We start from the raw sequence: 18,140 nt of genomic DNA on the forward strand, positions 1-18,140 counted from the left end.
CCGGTGATGGTTTTCACGCCGGCGCCGTCGGCGTGTTTTACCGTCCCTCGACGAGCGGGGTGAGGGCTCTGATGCGCCGGGAGGGCGGGATGCGGTCCGGCTGCTGGAGTCCGAAGGTGGTGAAGGCGGTTCGCCGGGGCAGTGGGTAGGGCTCCTTGCCGGTGAGGGAGTTGAGGATGGTGGCGCTGCGCCAGGCGGCGAGGCCGAGGTCGGGGGTGCCGACGCCGTGGGTGTGGAGTGCGGCGTTCTGGACGTAGATGCTGCCGGTGACGGTGGGGGCGAGGACCATGCGGAACTGGTCGTCGATGCGGGGGCGTTCGCTGGTGTCGCGGCGTAGGTAGGGGTCGAGTCCGGCGAGGATGCGGTCGAGGGGGCGTTCGCGGTAGCCGGTGGCGAGGACGACGGCGTCGGTGGTGAGGCGGGTGCGGGTGCCCTGCTGGATGTGTTCCAGGTGGAGTTCGATCTTGGTGGTGGCGATGCGTCCGGCGGTGCGGACGGCGACGCCGGGGGTGAGGACGGCTTGGGGCCAGCCGCCGTTGAGGGTGCGGCGGTAGAGCTCGTCGTGGATGGCGGCGATGGTGCCGGCGTCGATGCCTTTGTGGAGTTGCCATTGGGCGGAGACGAGGCGGTCGCGCACGGGTTCGGTGAGGGCGTGGAAGTAGCGGGTGTAGTCGGGGGTGAAGTGTTCCAGGCCGAGCTTGGAGTACTCCATGGGGGCGAAGGCTTCGGTGCGTGCGAGCCAGTGGATCTTTTCGTGGCCGGTGGGGCGGTGGCGGAGCAGGTCGAGGAAGACTTCGGCGCCGGACTGGCCCGCGCCGATGACGGTGACGTGTTCGGCGGCGAGGAGGGCCTCGCGGTGCTGGAGGTAGTCGGCGGCGTGGATGACGGGCACGTGGGGGGCGTCGACGAGGGGTCCGAGTGGTTCGGGCACGTGGGGTGCGGTGCCGACGCCGAGGACGATGTTGCGTGCGTAGGTGCGGCCGGCGTCCTGGGCGTGGCCGTCGGTGCTGATGTGGGTGAAGTCGACTTCGAAGACGTCGCGTTCGGCGTTCCAGCGGACGGCGTCGATCTGGTGGGCGAAGTGGAGTGCGGGGAGGCTGTCGGCGACCCAGCGGCAGTAGGCGTCGTATTCGGCGCGCTGGATGTGGAAGCGTTCGGCGAAGTAGAAGGGGAAGAGTCGGTCGCGGGTTTTGAGGTAGTTGAGGAAGGACCAGGGGCTGGTGGGGTCGGCGAGGGTCACGAGGTCGGCGAGGAAGGGGACTTGGAGGGTGGCGCCGTCGATGAGGAGGCCGGGGTGCCAGTCGAAGCTGGGGCGTTGGTCGTAGAAGGCGGTGTCGAGTTCGGCGAGGGGGTGGGCGAGGGCGGCGAGGGAGAGGTTGAGGGGGCCGATGCCGATGCCGACCAGGTCGCGGGGTGCTTCGGGTTCGTGGTGTGGAGGGTGGGTCATCGGGGCGTGCTTCCTTCCACCAGGTTCAGGAGTGCGGCCAGGTCGCCGGGCCGGGTGTGGGGGTTGAGGAGGGTGGCCTTGAGCCAGAGGCGGCCGTCGAGGTGGGCGCGGCCGAGGACGGCGCGTCCGTCGTTCAGGAGGGTGCGGCGGACGGCGGCGACGGTGTCGTCGCTGGCTTCGGCGGGGCGGAACAGGACCGTGCTGATGGTGGGCGGCTCGTAGAGCTCGAAGGCGGGGTGTGCCTGGATGAGGTCGGCGAATTCGTGTGCGCGGGCGCAGACGTGGTCGATGAGGGTGCCGAGTCCGGTGCGGCCGAGGGTTTTGAGGGTGACGGCGATCTTGAGGATGTCGGGGCGTCGGGTGGTGCGCAGGGAGCGTCCGAGGAGGTCGGGCAGGCCTGCTTCGGTGTCGTCGTCGGCGTTGAGGTAGTCGGCGCGGTGTTGGAGGGTGTGCAGGTCGCCGGGGTCGTGGAGGGTGAGGAGCCCGGCGGCGATGGGTTGCCAGCCGAGTTTGTGCAGGTCGAGGGTGACGGTGTGGGCGCGGTCCAGGCCGGTGAGTCGGTTGCGGTGGCGGTCACTGAAGAGGAGTCCGCCTCCGTAGGCGGCGTCGATGTGGAGGCGGGCGCCGTGGGTGGCGCAGAGGTCGGCGATGGTGGGCAGGGGGTCGATGAGTCCGGCGTCGGTGGTGCCGGCGGTGGCGGCGACGAGGAGGGGGCCGGGCAGGTCGGTGAGGGCTTCGTCGAGGGTGGCGGGGTCGAGGGTGCCGGTGGGGGTGGGCAGGATGTGGGGTTGGGGCAGGCCGAGGAGCCAGGCGGCGCGGGTGAGGGAGTGGTGTGCGTTTGCTCCGCAGAGGAGTTGGACGCTGCCGAGGGTTTCGCGGGCGAGGAGGAGGGCGAGTTGGTTGGACTCGGTGCCTCCGGTGGTGACGAGGGCGTCGGCGGCGCCGGTTTCCCGGGCGAGGGCCTGGGTGACGAGGGTTTCCAGTGCGGAGGCGGCGGGGGCCTGGTCCCAGGAGTCCAGGGAGGGGTTGAGGGCGCTGGCTGCGAGGTCGGCGGCGGTGGCGACGGCGAGGGGCGGGCAGTGCAGGTGGGCGGCGCAGAGGGGGTCGGCGGGGTCGGCTGCGCCTTCGGCGAGGGTGTGTACGAGGGTGCGTAGGGCGTCGGGGTCGCCTTCTTGTGGGAGTACGTCGCCGGTGGTGTGGCGCACTCGCGCGGCGACGGCTTGGGGTCCGCCCGCGGGTAGTGGTCCGCCGCGGGCCTGTGTGCCTTTGTCCAGGGCGTCGAGGACGGTTTCGAGCAGTGGCCTGAGCGCGCGGGGGCCTTCGGGTCCTGAGGCGAGGGGCGGCATGCTCATGGGGCGTCCTCCGGGGCGGGCGGCGGGGGATCAAGCCTGCATGTGAGGGTGTTCGGCCCGCCAGAAGAGGACAACGATCCGACCCGAAAGGGGGTACCGCCGTTAGGAGGAATGTGCTGGAGGTGGCATATGCGCTGCCGGGCCGGCGCCCTGTGTCGGGTCGGGCGCCGGCCGTCGGGGGGGGGTCGGTTACGCCTCGCGGATGCGCAATGCCCGTGCGAGGTCGTCGAGTTCGTCGACGAGTCCGCGGTGCAGGGCGGGGGTGGGGTCGGTCTCGCGCAGGCACTGTTCGCCCTGGCGGAGGGTGTCGGCGCTGACGGCGTAGCGGGGGAAGGCCCAGCGGGCGGCGGCTTGGGCGATGGCGGGGCCTCGGCGGGCGGCGAGGGCGGTGGCGTCGCTCCAGTAGCGGTCGACGTACTCCTTGACGAGTTCGGCCTGTTCGGGCTGCCAGAAGCCCTTTGCGGTGGCTGTGAACAGGTAGTTGGAGAGGTCGTCGGTGGCGAACATCGCCTCCCAGGCGCGCCGCTTGGCGTCGGGGTCGGGCAGGGCGGCGCGGCAGTGGGCGGCGCCTTCTTGTCCGGTGGCGCTGGGGTCGCGGTCGAGTTCTTCGGTGATCGCGGTCTCGTCTGCGGCGCCGAGGGCGGCGAGGCGGCCGAGGATGCGCCAGCGCAGTTCGGGGTCGAGTTCGGGTCCGCCGGGCACGGTGCCGTCGGCGAGCCAGGCGGCGATGGTGTCGGGGTGGGCGGCGGCGTCGATGAAGTGGCGTACGGCGATCAGGCGCAGTCCGGGGTGGGAGCCGTCCTCGGTGCGGCGGATGAGGTCGCGGCACAGGTCGGTGAGGGTGGCGAGGGCGGCGGGCCGGTCGGCGGGGGGCAGGTAGCGGTCGGCGATGTGGGCGGAGGCGAAGGCGAGGACGCCTTCGGTGAGGGCGAGGTCGGTTTCGTGTGGGAGGTGGCTGCGGGCGGTGTCCAGGTAGGCGGTGGCGGGGAGGTGGCCGTCGCGTACGGCGTCGCGCAGGGCGTTCCACACGACGGCGCGGGTGAGGGGTTCGGGCAGGCCGGAGAGGGCGCCTCGTAGGGTCTCGAAGGACTCGGGGTCGAAGCGGATCTTGGCGTAGGTGAGGTCGCCGTCGTTGAGCAGGAGCAGGGCGGGGCGCTTGCCGAGGGGCTGGGGTGCGGTCTGCGGGATGTCGAGGTCGAGGCGTTCGCGCAGGGTGAGGCGGCCGTCGTCGGTGAGGTCCCGGTCGTAGAGGCCGACGGCGATGCGGTGCGGGCGGCTGCCGTGGTGGGTGACGGTGAGGGAGTGGGTGCCGTCGGTGTGGGTGAGGTGGGGGGTGAGGGTGTCGACGCCGGTGGTGCGCAGCCAGGCGTCGGCCCAGGCGTGTACGTCGCGTTCGGTGGCGCTGGCGAGGGAGTCGATGAAGTCGGCGAGGGTGGCGTTGCCGAAGCGGTGGCGGGTGAAGTGGGTGTTGATGCCGGCGAGGAAGTCCTTCTCGCCGAGCCAGGCCACCAGCTGCCGTAGTGCGGAGGCGCCCTTGGCGTAGGAGATGCCGTCGAAGTTGAGGAGCGCGGAGGCGGTGTCCTCGACGGCTTCGGGGGCCACGGGGTGGGTGGAGGGCCGCTGGTCGGCGTCGTAGCCCCAGGCCTTGCGGGCGACGCCGAAGTCGGTCCAGGTGTCGGTGAAGCGGGTGGCTTCGGTGAGGGTTTGGTAGCCCATGTACTCGGCGAAGGACTCGTTCAGCCAGATGTCGTCCCACCAGCGCAGGGTGACGAGGTCGCCGAACCACATGTGGGCCATTTCGTGGGCGATGACCATGGCGCGGGTCTGGCGCTGGGTGTCGGTGACGGCGGAGCGGTAGACGAAGTCGTCGCGGAAGGTGACGAGGCCGGGGTTCTCCATGGCTCCGGCGTTGAACTCGGGGACGAACGCCTGGTCGTAGGAGTCGAAGGGGTAGGGCTCCTCGAACTTCTCGTGGTAGCGGTCGTAGCACTGGCGGGTGATCTCGAGGAGTTCGTCCGCGTCGGCGTCGAGGTGGGGGGCGAGGGAGCGGCGGCAGTGGATGCCGAAGGGCAGTCCGCGGTGTTCGGTGCGCACGGAGTGCCAGGGGCCGGCGGCGACGGCGACGAGGTAGGTGGAGATGAGGGGGGTGGCGGCGGCGTGCCAGGTGCCGTCGCCTTCGTGCGTGGTGATGCCGTTGGCGAGGACGCTCCAGCCTTCGGGGGCTTTGACGGTGAGGTCGAAGACGGCCTTGAGGTCGGGCTGGTCGAAGGCGGCGAAGACGCGTTGGACGTCGTCCATGAACAGCTGGGTGTAGACGTAGGTCTCGTCGTCGGTGGGGTCGGTGAAGCGGTGCATGCCCTCGCCGGTGCGCGAGTAGCGCATGGCGGCGTCGATGCGCAGTTCGTGCTCGCCTGTGGTGAGGCCCTTGAGCGGCAGCCGGTTGTCGGCGAGGGTCTCGGGGTCGAGGGGCTCGCCGTCGAGGGTGGCTGAGCGCAGCTCGGCGGGCTTGAGCTCGACGAAGGTGTCCGCGGCGGCCTGGTCTCCGCGCACCGTGAAGTGGATGGCGGTGCGGGAGTCGAAGGTCTCGTCGCCGCTGGTCAGGTCGAGGGTGATCTCGTAGCGGTGGACGTCGAGGAGCCGGGCACGGGTCTGCGCTTCGTCGCGCGTCAGTACGGACATGAGGGACATGCTGCCTGATGCCGCCGGCAGGGCACAGGGGTGGTCCGATACACGCCTTATATCCGCCTTTCGGGCCGTGTCTTGGTGCGTTCGCGGGCCGGTCGGGTGGCGGGTTCGGTGACGGGTTCGGGTTCCTGCTCCGGGACCTGGGAGCGCTGGCGGGCGCACCCAGCTTATGTCCGAAACGTCACACTATGCGCTCCTTCGACCTGACAAAGGGCCACTCAGCCGAAAATGGCACCTTGGTTGGGCCGGCCCGGAGCGGAGGCGTGCGGTGCGGCCCGGTGGGCGGCGTTGGGAGGCGGCATGCCCTGCCGCCCGCCGGATGTCACTCCTGCGCGGCGGCGGGGCCCGTGACGTCCTCGGCGATGCTCTCGTGGTGGCGGATGACCTCGGCGATGATGAAATTGAGCAGTTTCTCCGCGAAGGCGGGGTCGAGTTTGGCGTTCTCGGCGAGCCGGCGCAGCCGGGAGATCTGGGCGGCCTCGCGGGCCGGGTCGGCGGGCGGCAGCTGGTGTGCGGCCTTGAGGTGGCCGACCTGCTGGGTGCACTTGAAGCGTTCGGCGAGCATGTGGACGACGGCGGCGTCGATGTTGTCGATGCTGTCGCGCAGCCGGGCGAGTTCGGCTCGGACGGCCGGGTCGACGTCTCCGGGTGCGGTGTGGCGGGTGGTCATGGGCGACCACCCTACGGCCCGTGCGGGTTTCCGATCATCCCTGTCCGGAGTGCGGATCGTCCGTGCGAGGTGAGGTCGTGGACCGCGCCGTTCGCTGTCGACGACATGGAACGCGTCGTTTTCCGGTGGAACTGCCCCAGAAGGGCGCCACCGGTCCGTTCCCCGGCACGGTGACGGTGTGCGGGGACGGGAAGCTCTGTGCGAACTCCCGGCCGAAGCCCGGGTATCGGGGCATCGTCCGGGTGGACGGGCGGTGAGCCGGGAGCGCCCGCGGCCGGGGCGGGCCGCGGGTGCTCTGGTACCCGCCGGGGGTACGCCCGTGCGGGCCGTCTAGAGGCCGGAGGCGGCCCGGGCTATGTCGGCGGCGAATGTGGAGACCTCGCTGTAGACGCCGGGGTAGCCGGCCCGTGCGCAGCCCTCGCCCCAGCTGACGATGCCGACCTGGATGTAGGCGCCCGTGTCGTCCTTGCGGAACATGGGCCCGCCGGAGTCGCCCTGGCAGGTGTCGACGCCGCCCTGCGGGAATCCGGCGCAGATCTCGTCGCCGGGCACCAGATCGCTGCCGTACGCCTGCCGGCAGGTGGCGTCGTCGACGAAGGGGACCGTGGCCTTGAGGAGATAGCGCTGCTGGCCGCCGCCCTCGCGGGCCGCGCCCCAGCCTGCGACGGTGAAGTCGCCGCTGTTGTACGCGGTGGTGGTGGCGATCTTGAGGGTGGGCTGGTTGATCGGCTGGGCGAGCTTGATCAGCGCCCAGTCCTTGCCCTTGCCGTTGTAGCCGGGGGCCTGTAGCACCTTGGTCGACCTGACCTTGATCGCGCTGCTGCTCTGCAGGTCGACGACGCCGGCGGTGGCGGTGATGGAGGTGTTGTTGCCCGAGCCGTTCACACAGTGGGCGGCGGTCAGGACGATGTTCTGGGTGTACAGGGCGCCGCCGCAGCCCATGGAGAGCCGCACCATGAACGGGAACTCGCCCTGCGCGGCGCGCGTCCCGCCGACGACGGGCTGGGGTGCCGCCTGGGCGGACAGGGGCTGGAGCGAGAGGGCGGCGAGCGCGACAGTGACGGCCGCGAGGGCTCTTTTGAGGACTCGGGTCTTCTTCAGAAGCTTCAACGTGCTTCCTTCCGTGGGGGGTTGACCGCATGGCGGCAGCACGCGAGACCATTCATGACATGCTCCCGCCAAGTCGTTACGGATTATTTGGAGAACGGGCGGGAGAGACAAGAACCGGTTTCCGGCCAGAGGGCCGCGCGACGCGAAATCCTCGCGCCCGCGCACGTCCGCCACCGGGAGGGAGCGCGCCTACAGTGGAATGCAGTGCTGGCGTCTTCAGGGGGTGCGGACGTGGCGAACGGCGGACCGGTCGAGCACGGCTATCCGCATCTGGACACGGTGCAGGCGGCCATCACCGCGCTGTACAAACGGCTCTCGTACGACACCATCCGCACCTTCGCCACCAGCGTGCTCCCTGCCGACGTGGCCTTCTCCGACCAGGACGACCTGCACCTGGGCGCGCAGCGCGTGGCGCACGAGCTGGTGCGGCACTACCGGCTGCCGGACGCGCGGATGATCGTCAGTTTCCGCGAGATGACGCATGCGGCGAACGTCGAACTCGCCGCCGGCCCCGAGTACTTCGTGGAGCTGAACGACCGGTTCCGCACCCACCGCCGGGACATCGGCGCGGCCCTCGCGCACGAGGTGATGCATGTCTATCTGCACCGCCTCGACCTGTCGTTCCCCAGCACGCGGGAGAACGAGATCCTCACCGACACGGCGGCGACCTACCTCGGCGCGGGCTGGCTACTCCTCGACGCCTTCCGCGAGGACGGGGCGTCGTCGCAGAAGCTCGGCTATCTGACCCCGGAGGAGTTCGGCTACGTCCTCGCCAAGCGTGCGCTGCTGTTCGGCGAGGACCCGGCGATCTGGTTCACCAGCCCGCAGGCGTACACGGCGTACAGGAAGGGCATGGCGCAGGCCCGCCGCGACGAGCAGCAGCCCCCGCTGACGGCGGCCGGCTGGGCGGGCCGCCGCCGCTACGCCAAGGACCGCCGTTACGCCCAGGACACCCCGGGCCCCGGCTCGCATCCCGGCGTCCCGTACTCCTTCACCCCGGCCGGCCGCGGCCCGCTGCGCGTCTGCTTCCCGTGCCCGACCTGTCACCAGCGGATCAGGGTGCCGGTGCGAGGGCGGGTGCGGGCGCGGTGCGGGCTGTGCCGGACAGTGCTGGAGTGCGATACCTGAGGTGCGTCCGCTGCTTGGTGTGACGTAAGAGGCACCTCGAAGGTGGCACAGAACACCTCAGATGTCTTTGCGGGCGAAGCCCTCGGCGAGCGAGGGTCGAGTCATGAACACGCGCGAGCCGACGGAGCTGTTCACGGCGGTCCACGAAGAGGACGAGGACGCGGTCGTACGACTGCTGCGCACGGGCGCCGATCCCGAGTCGGTGGACGAGGAGGGCCAGACGGCCCTGTACCTGGCGGCGGTGAGCGACGCACCGGGCGTCGTACGACTGCTGCTGGCGGCCGGTGCCGACCCCGATCGCCTCAGCGCGGGCGCCGACGCGCCGCTGTGCGGGGCTGCCTGCGGGGGCCATACCGAGGTCGTACGGGCCCTGCTGGAGGCCGGGGCGACACCGGACCTGGAGGAGGAGTACGGGTTCCGGGCGCTGACGTGGGCGGTACAGCGGGGCCACGTGGCGGTCGTACGGGCGCTGCTGGCGGCGGGCGCGGACCCGGACCTGCCCGGCCCCAGGGACGAACCTCCGCTGGTGGTGGCCGCCCGTCGCGGCTCGCCCGGTTGTGTACGGGCACTGCTGGCGTACGGGGCGCGGGGGCGGTGGGAGGCCCTCGCCGAGGCCCGGCGCTGGCTGACGCTGGACGTCGCGGCGGAACTCCGGGCGGGTCTGGAGGCAACGTACGGTCCGGGGCAGCAGTACGTCACGCGCCGCTGGGAGGAGGAGCCCGGCACGGTGACCGTCGAGGTCACGCTCCTGCGCGACGGCGAACCGGCCGCGGGCAACGACCAGCAGACCGGACACGACGTGATAGCGGGCCTGTTGGAAGGCGGGGCCGACCTGTCCGGGGAGTGATGGCCCGCCGGCCGGCCCGAGACACAGCGGGGCGCGGGCCCCAACGGCCCACGCCCCGCCCCGCCCCGTCCCGCTCGGCTCACTCCTCGTGCGAGGCCACGGCCCGCCGCGGCAGCCCCGCGCACAGCGCCGCGCAGAGCACGAACACGGCCGTCACCCACGGCATCGCCCCGGTCAGCGCGTCCGTCAGACCGTGCGACACGCCCCCGAAGAACACCGTCCCGACCACCGCCGCCCCGAGCGCCCCGCCGAACTGCTGAGCCGTGGAGAAGATCCCGGACGCGGCGCCCGCGAGATCGCCGGGCACGGCGGACAGGACGACGTTCACCAGCGGCACCACCAGGAAGCCCAGCCCGGCCCCGGCCAGCACCAGCCCCGGCACGAGGGGCCACGCTCCGGTGTGCGGGGCGGAGGCGCCGTCGACCGCCGCCCACACCAGCCCGAACCCGCCGGCCATCAGCAGCGCGCCGGCCCCGAGCACCAGCCGCCCGAACCGCACCGCCAGCCCGTCCGCCGCGGGTGCCGTCAGGAAGCTTCCGACCGAGAACGCCACGGTCACCACACCCGCCTGCGTCGGCGTGTACCCCTCGTCGCCCTGGATCCAGATCGCGAAGATCAGGAAGAAGCCCTGCATGCCCAGGGAGAAGAGGAGTTGGACGAGGACGCCCACGGAGAACGCCGGCAGCCGGAACGCCCGCACCGGCAGCAGCGGCACCGTCCCCGCCCCGTGCCGACGCGCCTCGTAGAGCCCGAGCCCGGCGACCGCGGCCACCCCGACGGCGAGGCAGACCCAGCCCCACAGCGGCCAGTCGTTGCCGCGTCCCTGCACCAGGGGCAGCACGATCGCCACGAGGCCCGCGGCCAGCACCAGGCTTCCGAACACATCCGGACGCCCTTCCGACCGCTCCTTCGTCGACGGCACGAGCACGAGCCCGGCCGCGAAGGTCAGGACGGCGACCGGCACGTTCACCAGGAACACCGACCGCCAGCCCCAGCCGAACAGATCCGCGTCCGTCAGCACCCCGCCCAGCAGCAGCCCGATGGCGGAGGCGAACCCGGCTACGGCCCCGTACATCCCGAACGCGGCGCCCCGTTCCCGGCCCTGGAACAACGTCCGGAACGAGCCGAGCACCTGCGGCAGCAGCACGGCGGCCATCACCCCCTGCACGGCTCGCGCGGCGATCAGCTGCCCCGGTGACTGGGCGACCCCGCACGCCAGGCTCGCGAGCCCGAAGCCGGCCGTGCCGAGGAGGAAGAGACTGCGGCGGCCGAACCGGTCGCCGAGGTGCCCGGAGATGATCAGGGTGGCCGCGAATCCCAGCAGGTAAGCGGAGACCAGCCACTGCAGGGTGCTCTGCGAGGCGTGCAGGTCACGGCCGATGGAGGGGATCGCGACGTTCACGATCGTCCCGTCGACCAGGTCCATCAGCGCCGCGACCATCATCACGGCGGCGGCGGCCCAGCGTCGGGGGTAGGGCTCCGCCACCGGCGCTGGGGTGACGGCAAGGCTTGTGGTCATGGGTGACTCCCGGCGACTACGGGCCGTCGACACGGCCCGGATTTATTTCGTTCGACCTAACGAAAGACTTGCACCAGGACGGCGCTGATCGCAAGTCTTTAGTTCGACCGAACGAAATTTTTGCTAGCCTGGAGCCATGAGCAGCAGTGAGACGGATGGCACCCGCGGGAGCAAGGTCGCGGGCGAGGCCGCAGCCGATGAGCGCCGGGTGAGGACGCTGGAGCAGCTCATGACCGTGGGGCGGCAGCACAGCGCCGTCACGGTGATGTTCCACTCGGCGATCGCCGCGAAGCAGGGCCTGAGCGCCACAGAGGAGAAGACCCTCGACTTCCTTGAACGGCGCGGCCCGCTCACCGCCAAGGACCTCGCGGAACTGACCGGTCTGGCCCCCGCGTCCGTCACGGGGCTGATCGACCGCATGGAGAACAAGGGCTTCGTGTACAGGGTGAAGCACCCCACGGACAAGCGGCGCGTGCTCGTCGAACTGAATCGCGAGAAGATCGGCGAACTCGCCGGGTTCTTCGACGATTGGGTGCGCGACGTCGTCGAGGCATGCCAGGAGTTCAGTACGGACGAGTTGGAGACCGTGGTCCGCTTCCTGGCCGTGATGTCCGAGCGGCAGCGCAAAGCTGCGGCCCGGCTCTCCGAATAGGCCGCTCCTATTCCGCTCCGTACACCGCCCCCGGCACCTCCGCGTCCGACAGCAGCTTCAGCGCCGTCTCCCCCGCCTCCGCCGGGGTGAAGCGCGCCCCCTTGTCGGCGGTCGGGCCCTGCCGCCACCCCTCCATGACGCTGATCCGGCCGCCCTCCGCCTCGAAGACACGGCCGGTGACCCCGGCGCTCGCGGCGGAGCCGAGCCACACGACCAGGGGTGAGACGTTCTCGGGGGCCATCGCGTCGAAGCCGGAGCCGGGCGCGGCCATCGTCTCGGCGAAGGTGCGCTCGGTCATCCGGGTGCGCGCGGCGGGCGCGATGGCGTTGACCTGCACGCCGTAGCGCCCCAGTTCCGCCGCCGCGACGAGCGTCAGGGCGACGATCCCGGCCTTCGCCGCGCTGTAGTTGCCCTGCCCCACCGAGCCCAACAGCCCTGCCCCGCTGCTGGTGTTGACGACCCGGGCGCGGGGGGTGCGCCCTGCCTTCGTCTCCGCCCGCCAGTGCGCTGCCGCGTGTTTGAGCGGCAGGAAGTGCCCCTTCAGATGGACGCGCAGGACAGCGTCCCAGTCGCCCTCGTCGAGGTTGACCAGCATCCGGTCGCGCAGGAAGCCGGCGTTGTTGACGAGGGTGTCCAGGCGCCCGTAGGTCTCCAGGGCGGTCGCCACCAGGGATGCGGCCCCGGCGCTCGTCGCGATGTCACCGCCGTGCGCGACCGCCTCACCGCCGGCCGCGCGGATCTCGTCGACGACCCGCCCGGCCGGGCTGTCGGCGCGGGGTGTGCCGTCGAGGCCGACCCCGAGGTCGTTGACGACGACCCTCGCGCCCTCGGCGGCGAACGCGAGGGCGTGGGCGCGGCCGAGACCACGTCCCGCGCCGGTGACGATCACTACTCGGCCGTCGGCGATACCCGTCACTTCGTGTCCCCTTGTCCGTCGGCCCGTTGTATCGATAGGTCGACTTGTCGATGTGCCGTCTCGGGAGGGCTCAGGTGCGCTTGTTGGCGGTCGCCGCGTCGAGGAACGCCGGCCGTTCGCCTCCGCCGTGCACGAGCAGGCTCGCGCCGGTGATGTAGGCGGCGGCGTCCGAGGCGAGGAAGACGGCGGCCTCGCCGATGTCGGACGGCTCGGCGAGCCGCCCGAGCGGGACGGTGCGGGAGACGGCCGCGAGACCGTCCTGGCCGCCGTAGTGGAGGTGGGCCAGCTCGGTGCGGACCATCCCGACGACGAGTGTGTTGACCCGCACTTCCGGCGCCCACTCCACGGCCATGGACCGAGCGAGGCTCTCGAGCCCTGCCTTCGCCGCACCGTAGGCGGCGGTGCCCGGCGAGGGGCGGCTGCCGCTCACGCTGCCGATCATCACGACCGCTCCCCGGGCGCGCCGGAGGTGGTCGTACGCGGCCAGGGAGACCGTCAGCGGGGCGATGAGGTTGAGTTCGACGACCCGGGTGTGCCGTTCGGGTCCGGCGTCGGCGAGGGGCCGGTACGGGGCGCCGCCCGCGTTGTTGACCAGTACGTCGACGCGGGGCAGGGCGTCGAAGAAGTCCCGTACGGCAGCCGCGTCGCACACATCCAGCGGGGCGAACTCCGCTCCCTTCACGGCGACTTCGGGCGGCCTCCGGGCACACACCACGACGTGGGCGCCGGCCTCAACGAACGCCCGCGCGATCCCCGCCCCGACACCGCGGGTGCCGCCGGTGACCACGGCGGTCCGGCCGCGCAGGCCTCGAGCGGTCTCCTCGTCCGAGTTGTCCACAAGGCCTCCCGCCGGCACGCGATCGCTGCTAGCTTCGAATCGCACCTAACAAACGTTTGGTGGAAAGGTAGCTGATGCGCTCATGGGTGTCTCCACCTCGTACCCGGAAAAAGGGGTCGCCGTCGTCACGGTCGACCACCCGCCGGTCAACGCGCTCCCGGTGACCGGCTGGTTCGACCTGGCCGACGCGGTGCGGTCGGCGGGCCGCGACGCGGAGGTCCGCTGTGTCGTGCTGGCCGCGGCGGGGCGCGGTTTCAACGCGGGTGTGGACATCAAGGAGATACAGGCCGAGGGCAGCAGCGCGCTGATCGGAGCCAACCGCGGGTGCTTCGAGGCGTTCGCGGCGGTGTACGAGTGCGAGGTGCCGGTCGTGGCGGCGGTGCAGGGCTTCTGCCTGGGCGGAGGCATAGGCCTGGTGGGCAACGCGGACGCGATCGTGGCGAGCGAGGACGCCGTCTTCGGGCTGCCCGAGCTGGACCGGGGAGCGCTGGGCGCGGCCACGCATCTGGCCCGGCTGGTGCCGCGGCATCTGATGCGTGCCCTGTACTACACCTCGCGGACGGCGACGGCGGCCGAGCTGCACGCGCACGGCTCGGTATGGCGTGTGGTGCCGCGGGAGGGACTGCGTGCGGCCGCGCTGGGGCTGGCCCGCGAGATCGCCGCGAAGGACGGCGAGCTGCTCCGGCTCGCCAAGGCCGCCATCAACGGAATCGACCCGGTCGACGTGCGCCGCAGCTACCGCTTCGAGCAGGGCTTCACCTTCGAGGCGAATCTCAGCGGCGTGGCCGGCCGCGTCCGGGACACCTTCGGAAAGGGAAAGGAGGGGGCGTAGGTGAGGGACAAGACGATGACCGCCGACGAGGTCGTCTCCCGTCTGGAGAGCGGCATGACCCTGGGCATCGGCGGCTGGGGCTCGCGCCGCAAGCCGATGGCCCTGGTGCGGGCGCTGCTCCGCTCCGGGATCACCGATCTCACGGTCGTCTCGTACGGCGGCCCGGACGTCGGCATGCTCGCGGCAGCCGGGCGGATCCGCAGACTGGTCGCCGCGTTCGCGACCCTCGACTCGATCCCGCTCGAACCGCACTTCCGCGCGGCGCGCGAGAGCGGCGCGTTCGAGCTGGTGGAGGTCGACGAGGCGATGTTCATGTGGGGGTTGCGCGCGGGGGCGAACCGGCTGCCGTTCCTGCCGGTGCGGGCGGGCATCGGCTCGGACGTGATGCGGGTCAACCCCGGTCTGCGGACGGTCACTTCGCCCTACGCGGACGGGTGGCCGTTCACCGGCGGGGACGGGTCTCCCGCGCCCGGACCGCATGCGGGATCCGCCGGTGCGGAGCGGGCCGCCGAGCGCGATGAAACGGCCGGCACGGGCGGGGGCGGGCCCGGTGTGCGCGAGGAGTTCGTGGCGATGCCCGCGCTGCGGATGGACGCGGCCCTGGTCCACGTCAACCGCGCCGACCGGGCGGGCAACGGCCAGTACCTGGGTCCGGACCCGTACTTCGACGACCTGTTCTGCGAGGCGGCCGACGCGGCGTACGTCTCGTGCGAACGGATCGTAGACACGGCGGAGCTGACGAAGGAGGCCGCACCGCAGACCCTGCTGATCAAGCGGCACACCGTCACCGGCGTGGTCGAGGCGCCGAACGGCGCGCACTTCACGTCCTGCGCACCCGACCATGAGCGGGACGAGGCGTTCCAGAGGCACTACGCGACCACGGCGTGGCCCCGGTTCGCCGAGCGGTTCCTCGCCGGGGACGAGCACGCGTATCAGTCGGCCGTCCGGGCCTGGCACAAGGAGCGGTCATGAGCGGAGCGACCCGCGCCGAGTACTGCGTGATCGCCTGCGCCGAGGCGTGGCGCGACGCCGGGGAGATCCTCGCGAGCCCCATGGGCCCGGTCCCGTCCGTCGGGGCACGGCTGGCCAAGCGCACCTTCTCTCCGGAACTGATGCTCACCGACGGCGAGGCGATGCTGGTGGGCGTCGACGGGACGGTGGAGGGCTGGCTGCCGTACCGTCAGCATCTGGCGCTGGTGACCGGCGGTCGGCGGCACGTGATGATGGGCGCGAGCCAGATCGACCGCTTCGGCAACCAGAACATCTCGTGCGTCGGCGACTGGGCGACGCCCCGGCGGCAACTCCTCGGGGTGCGCGGCGCACCGGTCAACACCCTCAATAACCCGACCAGTTACTGGATACCGCGGCACTCACGGCGGGTGTTCGTCGAGCGGGTCGACATGGTGTGCGGGGTGGGGTACGACCGGGCGGCCCGGCATCCGGCCACCGCCCGCTTCCACCGCATCCCGCGCGTCGTGTCCGACCTCGGCGTGTTCGACTTCGCCACTCCGGACCGCTCGATGCGGCTGGCCTCGCTGCATCCCGGGGTGACGGTGGAGGAGGTGAGAGAGGCGACGGGATTCGAGCTGACGGTCCCCGCCGATGTGCCGTACACCCGTGATCCGACGCCGGAGGAGCTTCGGTTGATCCGTGAGGTGATCGATCCGCGGGGGATACGGGAGCGCGAGGTACCCGACCGTGGCGCGGAGGCCTCGGGCTGTGGTGCGGAGGCCCCCAGCCGTGGTGCGGAAACTCCCCGCCGTGGTGCGCAGGCCCCCAGCCGTCGTGCCGAGGCCCCGGACCCTGCTACGCAGGCCCCCAGCCGTCGTGCCGAGGCCCCGGACCCTGCTGCGGAGGCCCCCAGCCGTGGTGCCGAGGATCCCGGTCGGGTCGCCGAGGGCGGAGGGCGTTGATGGAGACGGCGCTCACTCGGCTCGTCGGGGTCCGGCACCCTCTCGTCCAGACGGGGATGGGCTGGGTGGCCGGCCCGCGCCTGGTCTCCGCCACGGCGAACGCGGGCGCGCTCGGCATCCTCGCCTCGGCGACCATGACGCTCGACCAGTTGCGGGAGGCGATACGGGAGGTCGCAGCGCGCACGGACGCGCCGTTCGGGGTGAATCTGCGCGCGGACGCCAAAGACGCGGGCGACCGCGTGCGGCTCATCGTCGAGGAGGGCGTCCGGGTCGCGTCCTTCGCGCTGGCCCCCTCCCGTGAGCTGATCGCCGAACTGAAGGCGGCAGGGGTGGTCGTGATCCCGTCCGTGGGCGCCCGGCGCCATGCCGAGAAGGTGGCCGCCTGGGGTGCGGACGCCGTGATCGTGCAGGGCGGCGAGGGCGGCGGTCACACCGGTGAGGTGGCGACGAGTGTGCTGTTGCCTCAGGTGGTGGACGCGGTGGAGATCCCGGTGGTGGCGGCGGGCGGCTTCCACGACGGGCGCGGACTGGTGGCGGCGCTGGCGTACGGGGCGGCGGGGATCGCGATGGGCACGCGGTTCCTGCTGACCTCCGACTCCACGGTCCCGGACGCGGTCAAGGCCAGCTATCTGGCGGCGACGGTGAAGGAGGTCACGGTCACCAGAGCGGTGGACGGCCTGCCGCACCGCATGCTGCGCACCCCGTTTGTCGACTCACTGGAGCGCGCGGGCCGCGCGCGGGCGCTGCTGCACGCGGTGCGCCGGGCCTCGGGCTTCCGGAAGCTGTCGGGCCTGACCTGGCCCGCGATGGTCCGCGACGGCCTCGCCCTGAAGCACGGCAAGGAGCTGAGCTGGAGTCAGGTCCTGCTCGCGGCGAACACGCCGATGCTGCTCAAGGCCGCGATGGTGGACGGGCGGACGGACCTCGGGGTGATGGCGTCCGGGCAGGTCGCCGGGGTGATCGACGACCTGCCGTCGTGCGCGGAGCTGGTGGACCGGATCATGAAGGAGGCGGAAGGAGCACTGAAGTCGTTGGAATCGCTCACAGCCGTTCGATGATGGTCACATTGGCCTGACCGCCGCCCTCGCACATCGTCTGGAGGCCGAAGCGGCCGCCGGTGCGCTCCAGTTCGTGGAGCAGGGTGGTCATCAGCTTGGCGCCCGTGGCGCCCAGCGGGTGGCCGAGGGCGATGGCGCCACCGTTGACGTTGACCTTCTCCGGGTCGGCACCGGTCTCCTCGATCCAGGCGAGGACGACCGGGGCGAAGGCCTCGTTGATCTCGACTAGGTCGATGTCGTCGATCGTCAGGCCGGTCTTCTTCAGGGCGTGCGCGGTCGCCGGGATCGGGGCCGACAGCATACGGATCGGGTCCTCGCCGCGGGCCGAGAGGTGGTGGACGCGGGCCCGCGGGGTGAGCCCGTGTACCCGTACCGCCCGCTCCGAGGCCAGCAGCAGGGCCGCCGCGCCGTCGGAGACCTGCGAGGAGCAGGCGGCGGTGATGGTGCCGCCCTCCAGGACCGGCTTCAGCTCGGCCATCTTCTCCAGGGAGGTGTCCCGGCGGGGGCCCTCGTCGACGGTGACGTGACCGTAGGCGACGGTCTCCCGGTCGAAGCGGCCCTCGTCGATCGCGCGCAGTGCCCGCCGGTGGGAGCGGAGTGCGAACTCCTCCTGGTCGCGCCGGGTGATGCCCCACTTCGCGGCGATCAGTTCGGCGCCGTGGAACTGGTTGACGGGCTGGTCGCCGTAGCGGGCCCGCCATCCCTCGCTGCCCGCGAACGGCCCCTGGGTGAGCCCCAGCGGCTCGGCGGCCTGGCGGGAGGCGAAGGCGATCGGGATCTGCGACATGTTCTGCACACCGCCCGCGACCACCAGGTCCTGGGTGCCGGACAGCACGGCCTGGGCCGCGAAGTGCACGGCCTGCTGGGAGGAGCCGCACTGCCGGTCGACGGTCACGCCCGGCACCTCCTCGGGCAGTCCGGCCGCCAGCCAGCAGGTGCGGGCGATGTCGCCGGCCTGCGGCCCGACCGCGTCCAGGCAGCCGAAGACGACGTCCTCCACGGCGGCCGGGTCCACGCCGGAGCGGGCCACCAGGGTCTTCAGCACATGCGCACCCAGGTCGGCCGGATGGACCCCGCTCAGCCCGCCCCGCCGCCGCCCCACGGGCGTGCGGACCGCTTCGACGATATAGGCCTCGGTCATGGTCGGCTCCCTCACTCAGGACGGCAGTTCAC

At 71.8% G+C, this 18,140-nt stretch carries 15 protein-coding genes and 1 pseudogene; 7 read left to right on the forward strand and 9 right to left on the reverse strand.

What is annotated here, in order from left to right; translation table 11 throughout:
* Window positions 1–37: 37 nt before the first annotated feature.
* From Q2K21_RS26115 to Q2K21_RS26135, 5 genes are all read right to left on the reverse strand, one after another.
* Window positions 38–1,447 carry a lysine N(6)-hydroxylase/L-ornithine N(5)-oxygenase family protein gene (locus tag Q2K21_RS26115; protein ID WP_310775611.1) on the reverse strand — a complete coding sequence of 470 codons (1,410 nt, stop codon included), beginning with the start codon at window positions 1,445–1,447 and terminating at the stop codon, window positions 38–40.
* On the reverse strand, window positions 1,444–2,799 hold the full coding sequence (locus Q2K21_RS26120; protein ID WP_310775613.1) for a pyridoxal phosphate-dependent decarboxylase family protein: 1,356 nt from the start codon (window positions 2,797–2,799) through the stop codon (window positions 1,444–1,446). The genes Q2K21_RS26115 and Q2K21_RS26120 overlap by 4 nt, the downstream gene beginning before the upstream one ends.
* 189 nt (window positions 2,800–2,988) lie before the next feature.
* Window positions 2,989–5,487 carry an aminopeptidase N gene (gene pepN, locus Q2K21_RS26125; protein ID WP_310775615.1) on the reverse strand — a complete coding sequence of 833 codons (2,499 nt, stop codon included), beginning with the start codon at window positions 5,485–5,487 and terminating at the stop codon, window positions 2,989–2,991.
* 319 nt (window positions 5,488–5,806) lie between these two features.
* Window positions 5,807–6,154, reverse strand: a complete 348-nt coding sequence (locus Q2K21_RS26130) for a chorismate mutase (protein WP_310775618.1) — start codon at window positions 6,152–6,154, stop codon at window positions 5,807–5,809.
* Between the two features lie 330 nt (window positions 6,155–6,484).
* Complete coding sequence (locus tag Q2K21_RS26135) at window positions 6,485–7,264, reverse strand: S1 family peptidase (protein ID WP_386276062.1); 780 nt, start codon at window positions 7,262–7,264, stop codon at window positions 6,485–6,487.
* A 231-nt stretch (window positions 7,265–7,495) separates the two neighbouring features.
* On the opposite strand from Q2K21_RS26135, the gene Q2K21_RS26140 reads away from it, so the two are divergent.
* Window positions 7,496–8,392, forward strand: a complete 897-nt coding sequence (locus tag Q2K21_RS26140; protein ID WP_310775621.1) for a hypothetical protein — start codon at window positions 7,496–7,498, stop codon at window positions 8,390–8,392.
* Window positions 8,393–8,495: 103 nt separating this feature from the next.
* Window positions 8,496–9,239: an ankyrin repeat domain-containing protein gene (locus Q2K21_RS26145; protein WP_310775623.1), complete on the forward strand. Its 744-nt coding sequence runs from the start codon at window positions 8,496–8,498 to the stop codon at window positions 9,237–9,239.
* 79 nt (window positions 9,240–9,318) lie between these two features.
* On the opposite strand, the gene Q2K21_RS26150 is transcribed toward Q2K21_RS26145, so the two are convergent.
* Window positions 9,319–10,758 (reverse strand): MFS transporter, encoded by a 1,440-nt coding sequence (locus Q2K21_RS26150; RefSeq protein ID WP_310775625.1) that lies wholly within the window; start codon window positions 10,756–10,758, stop codon window positions 9,319–9,321.
* A 136-nt stretch (window positions 10,759–10,894) separates the two neighbouring features.
* Here Q2K21_RS26150 and Q2K21_RS26155 point away from each other — a divergent pair, with 136 nt between their 5' ends.
* A complete protein-coding gene (locus Q2K21_RS26155; protein WP_310775627.1) occupies window positions 10,895–11,410 on the forward strand; it encodes a MarR family winged helix-turn-helix transcriptional regulator in 516 nt (171 codons plus the stop codon).
* A 7-nt stretch (window positions 11,411–11,417) separates the two neighbouring features.
* Here the strand turns inward: Q2K21_RS26155 and Q2K21_RS26160 are convergent, their stop codons facing one another.
* Window positions 11,418–12,326: an SDR family oxidoreductase gene (locus Q2K21_RS26160; RefSeq protein WP_310775629.1), complete on the reverse strand. Its 909-nt coding sequence runs from the start codon at window positions 12,324–12,326 to the stop codon at window positions 11,418–11,420.
* A 70-nt stretch (window positions 12,327–12,396) separates the two neighbouring features.
* On the reverse strand, window positions 12,397–13,164 hold the full coding sequence (locus Q2K21_RS26165) for an SDR family oxidoreductase (protein ID WP_310775631.1): 768 nt from the start codon (window positions 13,162–13,164) through the stop codon (window positions 12,397–12,399).
* Between the two features lie 82 nt (window positions 13,165–13,246).
* Between Q2K21_RS26165 and Q2K21_RS26170 the strand changes: the two genes are divergently transcribed.
* The 4 genes and pseudogenes from Q2K21_RS26170 (at window position 13,247) to Q2K21_RS26185 (ending at window position 16,967) form a co-directional block, all read left to right on the forward strand.
* A complete protein-coding gene (locus Q2K21_RS26170; protein WP_310775633.1) occupies window positions 13,247–13,996 on the forward strand; it encodes an enoyl-CoA hydratase family protein in 750 nt (249 codons plus the stop codon).
* The gene (locus tag Q2K21_RS26175; protein WP_310775635.1) at window positions 13,997–14,968 is read left to right on the forward strand and encodes a CoA transferase subunit A; all 972 of its coding nucleotides are present in this window, start codon (window positions 13,997–13,999) and stop codon (window positions 14,966–14,968) included.
* Window positions 14,965–15,687: pseudogene (locus Q2K21_RS26180) on the forward strand (CoA-transferase subunit beta); the annotation flags it as partial. The gene Q2K21_RS26175 and the pseudogene Q2K21_RS26180, both read left to right, overlap by 4 nt.
* Before the next feature lie 221 nt (window positions 15,688–15,908).
* Window positions 15,909–16,967, forward strand: a complete 1,059-nt coding sequence (locus tag Q2K21_RS26185; protein WP_310775637.1) for an NAD(P)H-dependent flavin oxidoreductase — start codon at window positions 15,909–15,911, stop codon at window positions 16,965–16,967.
* Here Q2K21_RS26185 and Q2K21_RS26190 read toward each other — a convergent pair.
* Window positions 16,951–18,108, reverse strand: a complete 1,158-nt coding sequence (locus tag Q2K21_RS26190; RefSeq protein ID WP_310775639.1) for an acetyl-CoA C-acetyltransferase — start codon at window positions 18,106–18,108, stop codon at window positions 16,951–16,953. The two genes, Q2K21_RS26185 and Q2K21_RS26190, sit on opposite strands and share 17 nt — an antisense overlap.
* Window positions 18,109–18,140: the final 32 nt, after the last annotated feature.

This window comes from Streptomyces sp. CGMCC 4.7035 (assembly GCF_031583065.1).
Classification (GTDB): Bacteria; Actinomycetota; Actinomycetes; order Streptomycetales; family Streptomycetaceae; genus Streptomyces; species Streptomyces yaanensis.